15 protein-coding genes are annotated in these 16,134 nt (G+C 70.4%); 9 read left to right on the forward strand and 6 right to left on the reverse strand.

Annotated elements, in window-relative coordinates; all coding sequences use genetic code 11:
• The first annotated feature begins 250 nt into the window (after positions 1-250).
• Positions 251-1,408, forward strand: a complete 1,158-nt coding sequence (locus tag P0R32_RS08425; RefSeq protein WP_276236509.1) for an MFS transporter — start codon at positions 251-253, stop codon at positions 1,406-1,408.
• Between the two features lie 22 nt (positions 1,409-1,430).
• On the opposite strand, the gene P0R32_RS08430 is transcribed toward P0R32_RS08425, so the two are convergent.
• On the reverse strand, positions 1,431-2,054 hold the full coding sequence (locus P0R32_RS08430) for a DJ-1/PfpI family protein (protein WP_276236510.1): 624 nt from the start codon (positions 2,052-2,054) through the stop codon (positions 1,431-1,433).
• Between the two features lie 95 nt (positions 2,055-2,149).
• Between P0R32_RS08430 and P0R32_RS08435 the strand changes: the two genes are divergently transcribed.
• Complete coding sequence (locus P0R32_RS08435) at positions 2,150-2,290, forward strand: zf-TFIIB domain-containing protein (RefSeq protein WP_276236511.1); 141 nt, start codon at positions 2,150-2,152, stop codon at positions 2,288-2,290.
• 77 nt (positions 2,291-2,367) lie between these two features.
• On the opposite strand, the gene P0R32_RS08440 is transcribed toward P0R32_RS08435, so the two are convergent.
• Complete coding sequence (locus P0R32_RS08440; protein ID WP_276236513.1) at positions 2,368-3,810, reverse strand: cryptochrome/photolyase family protein; 1,443 nt, start codon at positions 3,808-3,810, stop codon at positions 2,368-2,370.
• Between the two features lie 121 nt (positions 3,811-3,931).
• Here P0R32_RS08440 and P0R32_RS08445 point away from each other — a divergent pair, with 121 nt between their 5' ends.
• Positions 3,932-4,930, forward strand: a complete 999-nt coding sequence (locus P0R32_RS08445; protein ID WP_276236514.1) for a TIGR04024 family LLM class F420-dependent oxidoreductase — start codon at positions 3,932-3,934, stop codon at positions 4,928-4,930.
• Positions 4,927-5,961: a winged helix-turn-helix domain-containing protein gene (locus P0R32_RS08450; protein WP_276236515.1), complete on the forward strand. Its 1,035-nt coding sequence runs from the start codon at positions 4,927-4,929 to the stop codon at positions 5,959-5,961. Before P0R32_RS08445 ends, P0R32_RS08450 begins: the two co-directional genes overlap by 4 nt.
• Here the strand turns inward: P0R32_RS08450 and P0R32_RS08455 are convergent.
• The 3 genes from P0R32_RS08455 to folP form a co-directional block, all read right to left on the reverse strand.
• A complete protein-coding gene (locus P0R32_RS08455; RefSeq protein WP_276236516.1) occupies positions 5,931-6,602 on the reverse strand; it encodes an Ntn hydrolase family protein in 672 nt (223 codons plus the stop codon). The genes P0R32_RS08450 and P0R32_RS08455 overlap by 31 nt on opposite strands.
• Before the next feature lie 101 nt (positions 6,603-6,703).
• Positions 6,704-7,378 carry a 6-hydroxymethylpterin diphosphokinase MptE-like protein gene (locus P0R32_RS08460; RefSeq protein WP_276236517.1) on the reverse strand — a complete coding sequence of 225 codons (675 nt, stop codon included), beginning with the start codon at positions 7,376-7,378 and terminating at the stop codon, positions 6,704-6,706.
• A 126-nt stretch (positions 7,379-7,504) separates the two neighbouring features.
• Entirely contained in the window at positions 7,505-8,650 is a 1,146-nt protein-coding gene (gene folP / locus P0R32_RS08465; protein ID WP_276236518.1) for a dihydropteroate synthase, read from the reverse strand.
• A gap of 168 nt (positions 8,651-8,818) precedes the next feature.
• On the opposite strand from folP, the gene P0R32_RS08470 reads away from it, so the two are divergent.
• Both P0R32_RS08470 and P0R32_RS08475 read left to right on the forward strand, forming a co-directional pair.
• Positions 8,819-9,412 carry a DUF8114 family protein gene (locus P0R32_RS08470; RefSeq protein WP_276236519.1) on the forward strand — a complete coding sequence of 198 codons (594 nt, stop codon included), beginning with the start codon at positions 8,819-8,821 and terminating at the stop codon, positions 9,410-9,412.
• Positions 9,409-10,221, forward strand: coding sequence for an RNA methyltransferase (locus tag P0R32_RS08475; protein WP_276236520.1), 813 nt, complete (start codon positions 9,409-9,411; stop codon positions 10,219-10,221). The genes P0R32_RS08470 and P0R32_RS08475 overlap by 4 nt, the downstream gene beginning before the upstream one ends.
• 45 nt (positions 10,222-10,266) lie before the next feature.
• On the opposite strand, the gene P0R32_RS08480 is transcribed toward P0R32_RS08475, so the two are convergent.
• Positions 10,267-10,749, reverse strand: a complete 483-nt coding sequence (locus P0R32_RS08480) for a MaoC family dehydratase (protein ID WP_276236522.1) — start codon at positions 10,747-10,749, stop codon at positions 10,267-10,269.
• Positions 10,750-11,107: 358 nt separating this feature from the next.
• Between P0R32_RS08480 and P0R32_RS08485 the strand changes: the two genes are divergently transcribed.
• From P0R32_RS08485 to P0R32_RS08495, 3 genes are all read left to right on the forward strand, one after another.
• Positions 11,108-12,880 (forward strand): glutamate--tRNA ligase, encoded by a 1,773-nt coding sequence (locus tag P0R32_RS08485; protein WP_276236524.1) that lies wholly within the window; start codon positions 11,108-11,110, stop codon positions 12,878-12,880.
• 110 nt (positions 12,881-12,990) lie between these two features.
• Positions 12,991-14,460, forward strand: a complete 1,470-nt coding sequence (locus tag P0R32_RS08490; RefSeq protein ID WP_276236525.1) for a CoA-acylating methylmalonate-semialdehyde dehydrogenase — start codon at positions 12,991-12,993, stop codon at positions 14,458-14,460.
• Between the two features lie 106 nt (positions 14,461-14,566).
• A complete protein-coding gene (locus P0R32_RS08495) occupies positions 14,567-16,102 on the forward strand; it encodes a sensor histidine kinase (RefSeq protein WP_276236526.1) in 1,536 nt (511 codons plus the stop codon).
• Positions 16,103-16,134: the final 32 nt, after the last annotated feature.

The following is a 16,134-nucleotide window of genomic DNA, read 5'->3' on the forward strand; positions in this document are numbered from 1 at the left end:
AGTCCTCCGGACGATACATCGGCTCGATAGCTGTTAAAGATTGAGAAGGTGACTGGTAGCACTTGTCAGGACCGTTTCGGTCCGCGGTCGGGCGCAGTCTGGCGATCTGGTGAGATCGACGACACCGACGATTCCAGGTACGTTCACGTCAGGTTCGTGTTCGTGTGCCCGGGCCGACACCAGTCGAGAACTCGCGGCCCTGTTCGCCGGAACCGACGGAGGAACGACCCCCCGTCGAGTACGGGAGTACGTGCGCGAGTGGCGCGGCGTCGGACTGGTCGCTGGATGGCAGGTGTCGGCGAGCGTCTGTTTCTACGCGGTGTTCGCGGCGACGGCGTTCCTCCGGGCGGAGTTCGTGTTGACGCGGTTCCAGACCGGACTCGCCGTGACGGCGGTGATCGGCGGCTACACGCTCGCACTGTTCGCCGCGGGCGCCATCGTCGACGCCTACGGCGAGCGCCGCCCGATGATCGGCGGCCTCGTGGCGATGGGTGTCGGCTGTGTCGCCGTCGCGTTCGCCCCGTCGTACCCGCTGGTGCTCGGGTCGCTGTTCCTCGTCGGCGTCGCCTACGCGACCGCGATGCCGGCGACCAACCGCTCGGTGTTGGTCGTCGCTCCCGAGGGCGCCCGCAACCTCGCGATGAACGTGAAACAGGTCGGCGTCACCGTCGGATCTGGACTGTCCGCGGGCATCGTCACGGCCGCGGGCACCGGCGGCGACTGGGCCGCGGGCTTCCTCGTCGCTGCCGGCGTGGCCGCGCTCGTCGCGGTCGCGTTCGCCGGTGGGTACGACGGTCGCCCGGGGTCTGGGAACCTCGCCTTCCCGGACGTGCGCGGTCTGTTGTCGGGCGCCGGCTACCGCGGCCTGCTGGTCGCGGGGTTCTTCCTCGGCGCGGCGGTGTTCACCACGACCGGCTACGTCGTCCTCCACATGACCGACTCGGTACTGGCGTCCGCGGCGGTCGCCGGCGGCACGCTCGCCGCGATCCAAGTGACGGGGAGCCTCGGGCGCCTCGGCGGCGGCGCCATCGCCGACCGCCTCCCGATTCCCGCGGCGACCGCCAACGCCCGCGTCCTCCTCGTCCAATCGGTCGTCACCGCCGTGGGCTTCGTCGTCGTCACGCTCGTCGGCACGCCGCTCGTCGCCGCCGCCGCGTTCACGCTGCTCGGCTTCTTCGTGCTCGGCTTCCCCGGGATGTACTACGGCTGTCTCACCGCGCTCGTCGACGACGACGAGGTGGGCGCCGCCACCGCGGGCGGCCAGACGGCGATCAACCTGGGGGGTCTGCTCGCGCCACCGGCGTTCGGCTACCTCGCCGACACCGCGGGCTACGCGCTCGGCTGGTACGGCCTCGCGGGGTGTGCGGCACTGGCGGCGGTCGCGCTGGTGCCACTGGTGCGGGAGTAGCCCCGCCGCTTCGCAGCCGTCGTCACTCGGCGCCGACGATCGCACCCGGTTCGTACGCCGCGTGTTGGCGGGTGTACTCCATCGTCGTCGCCACCGACTCCGCGACCTCGGCGCCGGCCTCGCGTTCCACGAGGTGGAGCGCCAGGTCGATGCCGGAGGTGACGCCGCCGGCGGAGAGCACGTCGCCGTCGTCGACGACGCGCTCCTCGCGCACCTCCGCGGCCGTCTCGCGGAGGTCGTCGAGCGCGGAGGCGTGCGTGACGGCGGGGCGCCCGTCGAACACGCCCGCCTTGGCGAGCAGCATCCCACCCGTACACACGGAGGCGACCGTGGCGCCGGCGTCGTGGTGGGCGGCGACGGCGTCGGGGACGGCACCGCGCTCGTACTCGGCCCACGCGCCGACGCTGCTGCGGTCGTTCCAGCCGCCGCCGGGGATGACGAGCAGGTCCAAGTTACCCGGCTCGGGGACCGGCCCCTCGGCTTCGACGCGGAGACCGTGGCTCGCCGTCACGGTTCCCGCACCGTCGAGTGCGACGAGCCGCGTGTGGAAGTCTGCGCCCTTTGCCTCGGCGGTGCGGAACACCTCGAACGGACCGATCGCGTCCAACTCGTCGAACCCCTCGTACAGCACTACGGCGATGTTCATGCCGGTCGTTCGGAGGCCGGGGGGATAGCCGTACCGAGGGCGAGGGTGGCGGATTCGGGGACAAGACCCATCACGCACCCGTCGCTGGCGACGGTATGGGCCACTGTCCTCACTGCGAGACCGAACTTCGCGAACTGGTCGAGAGCGACACCGACGCTCGCTACGCCGGCGGCGTGACCGTGTGGGAGTGTGCCGCCTGCGGAGCGGTCCTCGGGACGAGCGGCGTCGGCGTGTGAACGCGAGGCGCCGGTGGTCGTCTCCAGGCGATCAGTCGGCGTGTGAACGCGAGGCGCCGGTGGTCGTCTCCAGGCGATCAGTCGGCGCTCGCTTCTTCCTCCTCCTCACCGCGGGCGCGCTTGAACATCGAGAGCGCCCGTTCCCGCATCTCCGAGTGGTCGACGATGGGGTCGGGATACTGCGGCGCGAGTTGTCGCCGGCGCCCGACCGACAGTTCGTGCCACGAGTGGACGTTGTCGGGCGAGACGCTCGCGAGTTCGGGCACGTACTCCGTGACGTACTCCGCGTCGGGGTCGTAGCGTTCTCCCTGCGTCATCGGGTTGAAGATGCGGAAGTACGGCTGCGCGTCCGTCCCCGTCGAGGCGGCCCACTGCCACCCACCGTTGTCGTTGGCGGTGTCGTGGTCCGCGAGGTGCTCTTTGAAGTGCTCGTAGCCGTGGCGCCAGTCGAGCAGGAGGTCCTTCGTGAGGAACGAGGCGACGATCATCCGGACGCGGTTGTGCATGTACGCCTCCTCCTTCAGCTGGCGCATCCCGGCGTCGACGATGGGGTACCCCGTCTCGCCGTCCTTCCACGCCTGCAGGTCCGCCATCGCCTCGTCGTCGTCGCGCCACTCGATGGGACGTTCGTACTCCTTGTAGTTCCGGCTCACCACCTCGGGGTTCGCCCACAGCACCTGCGTGTAGAACTCCCGCCACGCCAACTGCGACTGGAACTCCTCGACCGCCTCGACCGCGTCGTCGTCGCCGTCGGCGTCCGCCTCGGCCTTCGCAGTCGCCGTCGCCTCGTACACCTCGCGGACGCCGATGGTCCCCCACTTGAGGTCGGTCGAGAGTCGCGAGGTGGCGTGCTTCGCGGGGAAGTCGCGGTCCTCGTCGTACCGGTAGATGGCGTCCTCGCAGAAGGTGGCGAGTCGTTCGCGGGCGGCCGCCGTCCCCGCCTCCTGCACGTCCGCCTCGGGGTCGGCGAAGCCCAGTTCCGCTATCGTCGGGAGGTCGTCGCCGGTCACGTCCACGAGGGCATCCGCGGCGGGCGCGTCGAACGGGTCGTGTTTGTCGCGGTCGCGCCACTTCTTCCAGAAGTAGGTGTAGACGGCGTACGGGTCGCCCTGGTTGGTCGTGATCGTCCCGGGTTCGTGGTGGACGGCGTCGTGGCGCGTCTCGCGGGCGACGCCGGCGTCGTCGAGCGCCATGCGGACGCGGGCGTCGCGTTCACGGGCGAGGCCGGAGTAGTCCTCGTTCCAGAACACGGCGTCGGCGTCGTGCTCGTCGGCGAGTCGCGGGAGTTCCGCGGCCGGGTCGCCGCGGGCGACGACCAGGTCCGACCCGCGCTCGCGGTAGGCCTCGCGGAGGGCGGCGAGCGCGTCGAGCATGAACCGGACGCGGGGGTCCGCCCCGTGCGCCAGCACGTCGTCGTCGAAGACGAACACCGGCACGACCGTGTCGCCGTCGGCCGCCGCCGCCGCGAGTCCGCGGTTGTCGGCGACTCGCAGGTCCCGTCGGTGCCAGAACAGTCGCATGGAACCCATCAAGGGCGGCGCGGTAGTAACGCTACTGGCACCTGCGGGTGCGGACGATTGGCGGGGGAGACGCACCGCCTGCCGGGGTAGCTTCTTACGCTCCGGTCGGCTTCGGGGAGGTATGACACACCGCGACGTCTCCCTGCCCGTCGCCGCCCAACCGTCGCTCGACGGCCTCGTCTCGCTGACGGACCGAGCCGAGTCGCTCGGCTACGACCGCGCGTGGCTCCCCGAGACGTGGGGGCGCGACGCCGTGACGACGCTCGCGCTCGCCGCCGAGCGAACCGAGTCGATCGGACTCGGCACGTCGATACTCAACGTCTACTCGCGCTCGCCCGCCCTCCTCGGCCAGACTGCCGCCACTCTGCAGGAGGCCAGCGACGGCCGGTTCCGACTCGGCCTCGGGCCGTCCGGGCCCGCCGTGATCGAGAACTGGCACGGCGTCGACTTCGGCAACCCGCTCAAGCGCACTCGCGAGACGGTCGAGGTGACCAAGCAGGTGCTGTCGGGCGAGCCAGTCAGCTACGACGGGAGCCTGTTCGACCTCGACGGATTCCGACTCCGACAGGGGCCGCCCGAGACGCCCGTCCCAGTCGACGCCGCGGGGATGGGCCCCAAGGCGGTGGAACTGTGTGGACGGTTCGCCGACGGCTGGCACGCGCTCATGCTCACGCCAGACGGCCTGCGCGACCGCCTCGACGCCTTCCGTCGCGGCGCCGAGTTGGGCGAGCGCGACCCCGCCGACCAGCGGGTGACGCTGTCGCTCACCTGCTGTGCGCTCGCCGACGCCGACCGGGCGTGGGAGTTGGCCCGCCAGCACGTCGTGTTCTACGTCGCCGCGATGGGGGACTACTACCGGAACGCCCTCGCCGCGCAGGGGCACGGCGACACCGCGGACACGATCCGGGAGCGGTGGCACGACGGCGACCGCGAGGGCGCGATGGCCGCCCTCGACGACGACCTGCTCGACGACCTCGCGGCCGCGGGGTCGCCGCCGGCGGCCAGAGAGACGGTCGAGCGGTTCGAGGCGGTCGAGGGAGTCGACGCCGTGGCGGTGTCGTTCCCGCGCGCCGCCGAGGGCGACGAGATTCGCGAGACGATGGAGGCACTGGCGCCGTGAGTGATGGGCAGGACGCTGGGGTGGGAGCGGGCGAGTCGACCGAGACCTCGGTCGCGCCCGACGACGCGTTCGCCGCGCTCGGCGACGAGACCCGCCTGCGAACCGTCCGCGAACTCGCCGCCGCCGACCAACCGCTCGGATTCACCGACCTGTTCGAGCGCGTCGTCGACGACCCGTCGAAGCCGTCAGCCGGGTTCGCCTACCACCTCCGAAAACTGAACGGGCGCTACGTCGACACCGACGACGAGGGGCGGTACCGCCTGACGTTCGCGGGTCGACAGGCCGCCCGCGCGCTCGCGGCGGGCGTTTACACCGAGCGCGTCGACCGCGAACCGGAGGGGGTCGCCGGCGACTGTCCGGTCTGTGTGGCGAGTTCGCTGGAGGCGCAGATCGCAGACAACCACGTCGCCGTCACCTGCGTCGACTGCGGAACCGAACTGCTCGCGCTCCCGTTCCCTCCGAGCGGCGTCCGCGGTCGCGACACCGACGAGGTCCTCGACGCCTTCGACGCGTACCACCGCGCCCGGTTGCGCCAACTGGCAGACGGCGTCTGTCCGGACTGCGCCGGGCGCGCCGTCGGTCGGATCGCGTTCGTCGAACCGACCGCGCTTCCCGGCGTCGCTGAGGGAGAGTCGCGCCCGGTGGTCGCGGGTGCCTGCGAGGAGTGCGACTTCTCGATTCGGGTGCCGGTGTCGGTCGCCCTCGCGGACCACCCGACCGTCGTCGCCTTCCTCGCCGACCACGGGGTCGACGCCCGCGAGCGTCCCCTCTGGAACCTCGGCCCGGAGTGGAGCGAGGCCGTGCTGTCGACCGACCCGCCCGCGGTCCGCGTGTCGGTCGCACTCGACGGCGAGGTGGTGCGTCTCCTCGTCGGCAATGGCCCGACCGTCGTCGACGCCGAACGAACGACGACCGGGACGGAGGAGGGGGGCGAGCACGAGAAGAACGAGAAGAGCGAGAGAAGCGAGAAGAGCGAGAGAAGCGAGAAGCGCGACGACGATCAGGAGGCGACGGCGGCGGGGTCGTCGTAGACGCGGTCGTCGACGCCGTCGGGGGTGAGCGTCACCAACTGGAGTCCGTTCCCGGAGGCGGTGTCGCGCTCGCTCGCGGCGGCGACTGCGCGGGCCGCGAGTCGTTCCGCGTCGGCGACAGCCATCCCGGGTTCGTAGCCTGCTTCGAGTGTCCCGTAGGCGAACGGGCCGCCGGAGCCGTCGGCGGCGAACGGCTGTTCGAGGATAGACCCCCCGGCGTCGAACGTGAACAGGCGGGCGCCGTCGCCGTCGACGCCACCGAGGAGGTGCTGGACGCCGTACGGCTGTTGGCGCATCGCGGCGGCCGCGTAGCCCGCGAGCGCGGTCGTCGACATCCGCTGACCGCGGCGGAGTTCGTACAGCCGTCGCTCGGTGTCGAGGTCGGCGACGAGCGCCTGCGCGCCAGATACGGAACCGGTGAACGCCAGCGCCGCAGTCTCGCCGAGCGGGTGGACCTTCTGGGCGTCCTTGCTCGACACCATCCGTCCGAGACTCGCGCGACGGTCCGACGCGAGCACCACCGCGTCGCCGTCGGCACGCGTGCTCCCGGCAGGTGGATCGCTAGTGAAGCTGTCAGTTCTCGCGACGATACCGACGATGGTCGTGCCGAGCGACGCCTCGCCCGGGGTACTGTCGTCCATACACGCACCAGCGCCCCACCGGAGATAAGTATCAGCTAAAATATCTTTTAGCGGCGGGGCGGAATCGGGGCGGAATCGGGGCGGTCGCTCGGGTGGGAGGGTCACAGCGCGTCGATGTCGTCACGGCGCCCGTCGAGGACGGCGAACCGCTCGCCGCGGCGGCGTTCGAGCAGGTGGAGGAGACGCTCGGCCCAGTCGAGTTTCCGCGCCTTCATCCCGTCCACGTCGGGGTCGTCGAAGTCCCACCCGGGGAACACGAGGTTGGCGGCGCCGCAGGCGTCCGCGAGGAAGGCCGCGCGGTCGCCGTCGGTGAAGCCGCCGTAGTTCGCCACCGCGTCGACGGGCGCCGCCTGCGTGGTGACGAGCGTGTGGGCGGCGTCGTAGCGGGGGAGCCACTCGTCGACGAGGTCGCCGTTGTCGCCGTGAGCGTGGGCGACGACGACGGCGCCGCGGTCGGTGCGGGCGAGGCCAGTTCCGGGGTTCTTGTCGAGGTCCGTCACCATCGCGTCCACCGCGACCCCGAGGTCGTCCAGACGGTCAGTCGCCGTGGAGGCGGCGAAGACGCGATCAGCGTCGCGGGCCAACGCTGCGTCGGCTTCGAGCGACGGTCCCGCGCCGGCGACGGCGACGGTGTCGCCCGCGCAGTCGAGGCGGTCGAGGTCGAACGGTGTCGCGTACGCAGCGGCGCGGTCGCGCACGGTCTCGTCGGCAGTTCGGTCGAAGCCGAAGTCGGCGAGGATCGCCTCGTAGATCGGCTCCCAGTCGTCGAAGTCCATAGTCGTCACTCCCTGTGTGGGGACTCAGTAATACGGGATCGGGCCGGAAGCGCACCAGAGTACCCCTACCCACGGCGCCCTTCCGGCTTCCAGACGGTGGTTGCGACGGATCGGGTATAAGTTTTCTCACTCTGTCGGACGGTCGACCGACGCCAGGGCGGCGTCCAAGGCCTCGGTGACGCCGTTCGCGGCGTCTGCGCTCGTGGCGAGCGCGCGCGGCGTGCCGACGAGGAGCGCCGCCGCCTCCCGGTCCCCGACGACGAGGACGGCGCCGGACTCGGCGGCCGCCGCGCGGAGTGCGCCCACCTCCTCCGGGTCGAGGCCGTCGAACTCGAACACGCGGGTGACGGCCTCGTCGGCGACGGTCGGGTCGCCGCCGAGACGGTCGATGTGGCGACGGGCGTCGCCGGGCGTCGTCACGTCCAGTTCTTCGACGCTCACCTCGTTCGTCCGGCGGGTGCGCTCGCGGGCGAACTCCTTGCCGATGAGCGCCGCGTCGCGCGTCTCGCGAACGTCGTGGGTGCGGACGATGTGGGCGCCGCGCTCGACGGCCATCGAGGTGGCCGCCAGCGACACCGGGAGCGCCGCTTCGGTGTCGCGGTCGGCGACGCTCCGGAGGAAGTTCTTGCGGTTGATCGACACGAGGATGGGGCGCCCGTAGCCGCGGAACTCGCGGAGACGGTGGAACGTCTCGCGGTCGTGTTCCAGCGTTTTCGCCTCGGACCAACCGCCGAAGGCCGGGTCGACGATGGTCTTGTCGGTGAATCCGTTGAGCGACAGCGCCTCGTAGATGTCGTCCACCTCCTCGACGGCGCCCGGGCGTTCCAGATCCGGCGGCGACGCCATCTTCGCGACCGCCGCGTCGTACTCCTCGCACACGCGGGGCATCTCGGGGTCGGCGAACCCGCAGATGTCGTTCACCATGTCGAACCCCCGGCTGAGCGCCGCGTCGGCGACCTCGTGATAGCGCGTCTCGATGGAGAACACGGCGTCGCCGGAGACGCTCTCGATGGTCTCGACGGCGGTGTCGAGGCGCTCCAACTCCTGCTCGGCGGTGAGCACGTCGAACTTCTTGTTCGCGGACTCGAGGCCGACGTCGACGATGTCGGCACCCTCGCCGATCAGTTCCTCGTCGACGTACTGGGCGGCCTCGCCGGGGTCGTCGTACACGCTCGGGTCGTAGGGCGACTCCTCGGAGACGTTCAACACGCCCATGATCCGGGGCGGGTGATCGTCGCCGATCTGGAGACCGGCGGCGTCGACAGTTCGCATGGACACGTCCACGGGTGGCGACTGTTTCGGTGTTGTGGTCGCGGCGCCGTCGGCCGATCACCCGGGAGCACCGACGGAGGCACTCCAGCGAGCGCGTCAGCTTCGGGGGACGCGCCGCGCTCCCGGGGAACGCGCCGCTTATGCCGCGCGCGCGGTAAGGGCCGCCAAATGGGTAAGGTGAGCATCGGCCTGCGCGGCTGGCGCTTCGACGAGGACGACCTCTTCACCGAGGCCGGCGGGTGGAAGCCGTTGGAGGAGATTCCGAAGGACCCCCGCCACCGCCTCGTCCGCCTGCAGGTCGTGATGAACAAGCCGTGCGACGCCTGCTACCTCGTCCACGGCGACGAGGAGATTCAGCGGTGCCGCCCGGCGAGCATCGTGTACGGCGAACCGCTCGACGAGGTGCTGCTGTGTGACGAGCACGAGGCGGACTTCCTGTTCTGGTTCCGCGAGCGCGGCGGTGCCAGCATCGCGGGCGAAGAGACGTTCCGCGACGCCTTCCACGAGTGGTTCGACGACGGCGGGCGTGCCCCCGACGGCTACGGCGGCATGGAGCACGTCGAGGAGGCGCCCGAGGACCTGCCCGACCTGCGCGACCCCGAGGATCTGTACGAGGGCGAGGACCTGCTCGTCGACGAACGCCCCGACTTCGAGGAGGACGCGGCCGAGGACGATGCGGCCGACGCAGACGACGCCGACGACGAGGGCGAGGACGACCTCTCCGTCGACGACCTCGACCTCGACCGGGAGTACCCGACATGAGCGGCGCGGGCGACGCGGCCGACGGCGCATCCGGCGGCCACGCGGACCGCGAGTTCGTCGTCGTCGTCGTCGAACCGGAGACGCCAGGCAACATCGGCACCATCGCCCGGGCGATGAAGAACTTCGGACTGACGGACCTGAAACTGGTCGACCCGCCGGAGTTCGGGCGCGACAGCGAGGCGTACGGCTTCGCCGGCCACGCCCGCGAGGACGTGCTCCCCAACGCCGAGGAGGTGACGCTGGCGGAAGTCGTCGAGAACTACCACACCGTCGGTACCACGGCCATCACCGGCGAGGACGCGCGTCGCCACGTCCGCTTCCCGTTCAAGACCCCCACCGAGTTGCGCGAGTCGCTCGCGACCGTCGACACCGACACGGCACTGGTGTTCGGGCGTGAGGGAACCGGGCTGAACAACGAGGAGTTGGAGCAACTCGACGAGTTGATCTCGATCCCCGCCAACCCCGACTACCCGGTGATGAACCTCGGGCAGGCGGCGACGGTGACGCTGTACGAGTTGCGGTCGCTGTTCCTCGACGAGTACCAGCTCCCGGACGTGGAACACGAGCGCGCACCCGAGAGTGAGATCGAGCGCTTCTACGAGCAGTTCTCGGCGTTCCTCGGGCACGCGGAGTCGCGCGACCACAAGCGCACGCGTAGCGAGCGGCTGATCCGCCGCCTCGTCGGGCGCGCCCACCCGACCAGCAAGGAGATGACGACGCTGACGGGCGTGTTCCGGCGGGCGACCGACCTCATCGAGCGCACCGACGCCGACCACAGCGCCCGCGAACGCGCCGACGGCGAACGGTAGCCGCCGCCGCGACGACCGCGCCCCGGTTGGGCAGTTGCCGCCGACTCACTCCTGATCGTCCGACTCGTCGTCTGCGGCCACCGGGTCGGGGTCCCGACGGAGGTACATCACGTTCCCGATCATCGAGAACACCTCCTCGTCGTCCTGGTTGAACGTCCGCGTCCGCGCCCGGATCAGCCCGCGCTCTGGACGCTCCGGCACCTTCTCCAGCACCTCGTTCTCGATGCGGAGCGTGTCGCCGGGGCGGACCGGGACGCGCCAACGCAGGTCGTCGACCCCCTTCGCGCCCACGGTCGCCGCCTCGGCGAGGTGGCCGTCGACGAGCATGCGCATCGTCATCGCCGCGGTGTGCCACCCAGACGCGATCACGCCGCCGTACGGGGACTCGTGCTCGGCGCGCTCGGGGTCGACGTGGAACCACTGCGGGTCGTACTGCTCGGCGAAGCGGAGCACCTCCTCGCGAGAGACCGCGTACTCGCCGTACGTCTCGACGTTCCCCACCGTGACATCCTCGTAGAACTGGGGCATTGGACCCCGGTCCACCGGCGAGCACATGAAACCCGGTGTGGGTCGCCGTCGAGTAGGCCACGATTACCGCCGTCCTGGCGGCTGACTGACCGATGAACTCACGTGAACGGTCGACGTATATATGTCGGTCACACGCTAGGCGTCGAACGCCCCTACCCGGGTGTGCCGACGCACGATTTCGGCTGTGCGAACGGACGCCTGATCTCGGCCGCGACGCGGGGGAGTCGGCTCTGGGGGATCGGGTCCGACGACCTCCCCCGCCATCACGGTCATTAGTTGCCTACCGAGCGACCGCCTCGTCGGAAGTCGTGGGTCGGATCCGGACGCGTTTTGGGGCCGCACGGAGAATCCCGCGGTAATGGACGACGACCTCAGGGAGCGCGTGCGCGCCGAGGCGGAGAAGCACGCCCTCTACAACGCCCTGAAGCACGGCTCCGACCCGGATGTGGGCGCCATCATGGGCCCGCTGATGGGCGAGAACCCCGAGTTCCGACAGCACGGCGACGAGATTCCGGGTGTCGTCGCCCCCGTCGCCGCAGAGGTGAGCGGGCTCGACGACGACGAGCGTCGCGAGCGCCTGTTCGAACTCGACCCCGAACTCGTCGAGGAGTTGGAGGCCGAAGACGAGGAGGACGACCAGGTGCTGCCGGACCTCCCGAACGCCGACGAGTACGACGAGATCCGGATGCGCCTCGCGCCGAACCCGAACGGCCCGTGGCACCTCGGCTCCGCCCGGATGCCCGCCGTCATCGGGACGTACAAGGAACTGTACGACGGGTGGATGCTCTGCCGGTTCGACGACACCGACCCCGAGACGAAGCGACCGGACCTGGACGCCTACGACGAGATTATCGACGCCATCGGCTACCTCGGCTTCGAACCCGACGAGGTGCTGAAGGCGAGCGACCGCGTGGAGACGTACTACGACCACGCGCGCGACCTCATCGAGAAGGGCGGCGCCTACACCTGCTCGTGCCCCGCCGAGCACTTCCGCAGCCTCAAGGCCGACGCCGAGCCGTGTGAGCACCGCGACAAGTCCGTCGAGACGGTGCGCGAGGAGTTCGAGGCGATGGTCGACGGCGACTACTCCGACGGCGAGATGGTGCTCCGCGTGAAGACCGACATTGAGCACAAGAACCCCGCGCTGCGCGACTTCGTCGCGTTCCGGATGGTCGACACCCCGCACCCGCGCGAGGAGGCCGCGGAGTACCGCGCGTGGCCGATGCTCGACTTCCAGTCGGGTATCGACGACCACCTCACGAATGTCACCCACATCATCCGCGGCATCGACCTCCAGGACTCCGCCAAGCGCCAGCGGTTCGTGTACGACTACTTCGGCTGGGAGTACCCCGAGGTCGTCCACTGGGGCCACGTCCAGATCGACGCCTACGACGTGCCGATGTCCACCTCCACGATCAAAGAGAAGGTCGACGCCGGCGAGTTGACCGGGTGGGACGACCCGCGCGCGCCGACGCTCGCGTCGGTCAAGCGCCGCGGGATTCGCGGCGAGGCCATCGTCGACGCGATGGTCGATCTGGGCGTGTCGACGAGCAACGTCGACCTCGCGATGTCGAGCATCTACGCCAACAACCGCGACCTGATCGACGACGACACCGACCGCCGGTTCCTCGTGCGCGACGCCGCCGACTCCGACGCCGAGGGGCGCGACCGCCTGCCGACCGGGCCGGTCGCGGAGTTCGCGCTCGGGGGCGACGTGCCAGAGGAGGGCAACCCGCCGCTGCACCCCAACCACGAGGAGCGCGGCGACCGCGACGTGCCCGCGAGCGAGGGCGTCCTGCTGGAGGCGGACGACGCGCCCGCCGACGGCGAGCGCGTCTGGTTGAAGGGGTACGGGTGTCTCCGCCGCGAGGGTGACACGCTCGCGTGGGTCGGCACCGACATCGACCTCGTGCGCGAGGAGAACGTCCCGGTGGTCCACTGGGTCGGCGCCGGCGACGACGAGCACGTCCGCGTCCGTCTCCGCACGATGGACGGCGACGTGGTCGGCTACGCCGAACCGGGGTACGCCGACTACGACGTCGACGACCTCGTCCAGTTCGAGCGCGTCGGCTTCGCCCGCTTCGACGGCGAGGCCGACGACGAACTCGTCGCGTTCTACGCGCACCCGTAGTCCCCGCGACTACCCACCGTTCGCTGCTTCGTTCCGCCCGCACGCCCACTCTCCCAGCGTCGGCTACCGCCAACGGTAGGTACTTACCACGGGGTACGTGATCGATCGCCATGGTTGACGGGATCACGGACGGCGAGGTGGCGCACAACTACGTCGGCGGCGAGTGGCGCGAGACGACCGGCGACGAGTCCGGCGCGGTCGTGAACCCCGCGACGGGCGAACAGATCGGGTCGGTCGGCTTCTCGTCGGCCGCCGACGAGGACGAGGCGGTCGCGCTGGCCAACGAGGCGTTCGAGTCGTGGTCGACGACCGCCGTCGAGGAGCGCATCCAGCCGCTGTTCCGACTGAAGGCGCTGCTGGAGGAGCACCAGGAGTCGCTCGCGGAGGTGCTCGTCACCGAACACGGGAAGACGAAGGCGGAGGCGATGGGCGAGATCAGACGCGGCATCGAGAACGTCGAGGTTGCCTGCGGCATCCCGACGATGATGCAGGCGGGGCACCTCCCGCACGCCGCGCCGGGTATCGACGAGACGGCGGTTCGCCAGCCGCTCGGCACCGTCGTCGCGGTGACGCCGTTCAACTTCCCCGCGATGATCCCGCTGTGGTTCCTCCCGTACGCCGTCGCCACCGGCAACACGTTCGTCCTGAAGCCGAGCGAGCGCGACCCGTTCACCGCCGACCGGATCGCCGCGCTCGTCGACGAGGCGGGCTTCCCGGACGGCGTCGTCAACGTCGTCCACGGCGGTCCAGACACGGTGAACCGACTGATCACCCACGACGGCATCGAGGCGGTGTCGTTCGTCGGGTCGACGCCCATCGCGAAGCACGTGTACGAGACCGCCGCGGGCGCGGGCAAGCGCGTGCAGGCGCAGGGCGGCGCGAAGAACCACGTCGTCGTGAGCGCCAACGCGGACCTGCAGTTCGCCGCCGAGCAGACGTGTTCCTCGGCGTTCGCCAACGCCGGCCAGCGCTGTCTCGCGAACCCCGTCGCGGTGGTGGAGGACGCGGTGTACGACGAGTTCGCGGAGCTGCTGGTGGCGGAAGCAGAGGCGATGGAGGTCGGCCCCGGGCTCGACGAGCAGACTGACATGGGGCCGCTCGTGTCGGGGCCGCACCGCGACACGGTGCTGGAGTACGTCGAAGCGGGCGTCGAGGAGGGCGCCGAGGTGCTGCTCGACGGGCGCGAGCGCGACGTGCCCGAGTCGGGCTACCACCTCGGGCCGACCGTGTTCGGCGACGTCGACCCCGACGCGACGGTCGCCCGCGAGGAGATATTCGGCCCGGTACTCGCGCTGATCCGCGCGGAGGACTTCGACGACGCCGTGTCGCTGGTGAACCGCTCGCAGTTCGGCAACGCGGCGTCGCTGTTCACCCGGGACGGCGGCGAGGCGCGGCAGTTCCGGCTGGAGGTGGACGCGGGGAACGTCGGCGTCAACGTCGGCACCGCGGCGGCGATGGCGTTCTTCCACTTCGGTGGCGACAAGGACTCATTCTTCGGCGACCTGCACGCACAGGGCGACGACGCCGTGCGGTTCTACACCGACGAGACGGTGTACATCGAGCGCTGGCCAGACGTGTGAGCGGCGCCGAGTCGACGGCACGAGAGTCGCGAGGTGGGCGGTTTCCCCGCGACAGAGCCACGGAAGCGGGGAACGCTTTAGGTCGGTGCGTCTCCCGGGGTCTGGTATGACTAACATCGAGGAATCCGAGGACGGTCCGGCGGCCGCCGACCAGTGGCCGGGGGACCTGGATCCGGCGTTCCTCGACCGCCTCACGGACGGCTTCTACGCGGTCGACGAGGAGTGGCGGTTCGTCTACCTCAACGAGCGGGCGACGGAGTTGTTCGTGCAGACGGCAGACCTCGACGACGAGGATGTCGGTCTGCTGGGGCGGGAATTGTGGACGCTGCTGCCCGAGGCCGTCGGCACGCCGTTCCACAGACGACTTATCGAGGCGATGGAGACCGGCGACCCCCTCGAAGTCGAGGAGTACTACGAACCGAGCGACACGTGGTTCCAGATACGCGCGTACCCGGGCGCGGACGGCCTGACGGCGACCGTCCGCGACGTGACCGAGGAGCACCGCAAGGAAGAGACGTTACGCGCCCGCGAGGAGTCGCTGCGACGCATCACCGAGGCCGTCTCGGATCCGGATCTGTCGTTCGAGGAGCGCGTCGACACGCTGTTGGCGGTCGGCCAGGACGTCCTCGGGACGGCGTACGGCACCCTCTCGCGGATCCGCGACGACGAGTACGTGTTCGAGGTGGTGCGTGCTCCGGACGACTCGTTCACCGTCGGCGACACCGTCGACCTCTCGGCGACGAACTGCGAGCGCGTCGTGGTGTCCGAGGAGTCGCTGGCGCTCAAGGACATCCCCACCGAAGATCCGGAGTTGGCGAGGCGAGACGGCTTCGCTAAGCACGGCATCAGCTGTTACGTCGGCGCCCCGGTGGTCGTCGACGGCGAGGTGTACGGGACGTTCTGCTTCTACGATACGGCCTCGCGGAGCGAGGCGTTCGCCGACTGGCAGGTCACGCTGATCGACCTGATGGCAGAGTGGGTGTCGTCGGCGCTAGAGCGGCAGATGGTCGAGGAGGACCTCCGGCGACAGAACGACCGCTTGGAGGAGTTCGCCGCCATCGTGAGCCACGACCTGCGCAACCCGCTGGCGGTCGCGAAGGGCCAGGCGGAGATGGCCACCGAGGAGTGCGACAGCGAGCACCTCGAGAAGGCGGTGCGCGCCCACGAGCGCATGGACCGCATCATCTCGGACGTGCTGACGATGGCCCGCAGCGGCCGGGTCGTCCAAGAGCCCGAAGCGGTCGACCTCGCCGACGTGGCACGGGAGGCGTGGGAGACCGCCGAGACAGCTGACGCGACGCTCGAGACGGCAGCCCTGCCCACCGTCCGCGCCGACGAGAGTCGGCTCGTCCAGCTCTTCGAGAACCTCTTTCGCAACGCCGTCGACCACGGCGGCGACGCGGTGACCGTCTCGGTGACGGCGACCCCCGGCGGCTTCGCGGTCGACGACGACGGCCCCGGGATCCCGGAGGCCGACCGGGAGGTGGTGTTCGATCACGGGCACACCAGTCGTGACGACGGCACGGGGTTCGGCCTGAGCATCGTCCGCGAGATCGCCGCCGCACACGGCTGGACGGTGTCGGTCGACGAGTCGCCCAGCGGTGGAGCCCGGTTCGCGTTCACAGACGTGGCGTCGGCCTGACGGGAGTCGGAGCGGCTGCCACCGATCCCTGT

The sequence above is a fragment of the Halobaculum marinum genome (assembly GCF_029338555.1).
GTDB lineage: Archaea > Halobacteriota > Halobacteria > Halobacteriales > Haloferacaceae > Halobaculum > Halobaculum marinum.

Bases quoted from the DNA above. Each gene is read 5' to 3' on its own strand.
- P0R32_RS08430 (WP_276236510.1), bottom strand. From the start codon at position 2,054: ATGAACATCGCCGTAGTGCTGTACGAGGGGTTCGACGAGTTGGACGCG.
- P0R32_RS08435 (WP_276236511.1), top strand. From the start codon at position 2,150: ATGGGCCACTGTCCTCACTGCGAGACCGAACTTCGCGAACTGGTCGAG.
- P0R32_RS08440 (WP_276236513.1), bottom strand. From the start codon at position 3,810: ATGCGACTGTTCTGGCACCGACGGGACCTGCGAGTCGCCGACAACCGC.
- P0R32_RS08445 (WP_276236514.1), top strand. From the start codon at position 3,932: ATGACACACCGCGACGTCTCCCTGCCCGTCGCCGCCCAACCGTCGCTC.
- P0R32_RS08455 (WP_276236516.1), bottom strand. From the start codon at position 6,602: ATGGACGACAGTACCCCGGGCGAGGCGTCGCTCGGCACGACCATCGTC.
- P0R32_RS08460 (WP_276236517.1), bottom strand. From the start codon at position 7,378: ATGGACTTCGACGACTGGGAGCCGATCTACGAGGCGATCCTCGCCGAC.
- folP (WP_276236518.1), bottom strand. From the start codon at position 8,650: ATGCGAACTGTCGACGCCGCCGGTCTCCAGATCGGCGACGATCACCCG.
- P0R32_RS08470 (WP_276236519.1), top strand. From the start codon at position 8,819: ATGGGTAAGGTGAGCATCGGCCTGCGCGGCTGGCGCTTCGACGAGGAC.
- P0R32_RS08475 (WP_276236520.1), top strand. From the start codon at position 9,409: ATGAGCGGCGCGGGCGACGCGGCCGACGGCGCATCCGGCGGCCACGCG.
- P0R32_RS08480 (WP_276236522.1), bottom strand. From the start codon at position 10,749: ATGCCCCAGTTCTACGAGGATGTCACGGTGGGGAACGTCGAGACGTAC.
- P0R32_RS08485 (WP_276236524.1), top strand. From the start codon at position 11,108: ATGGACGACGACCTCAGGGAGCGCGTGCGCGCCGAGGCGGAGAAGCAC.
- P0R32_RS08490 (WP_276236525.1), top strand. From the start codon at position 12,991: ATGGTTGACGGGATCACGGACGGCGAGGTGGCGCACAACTACGTCGGC.
- P0R32_RS08495 (WP_276236526.1), top strand. From the start codon at position 14,567: ATGACTAACATCGAGGAATCCGAGGACGGTCCGGCGGCCGCCGACCAG.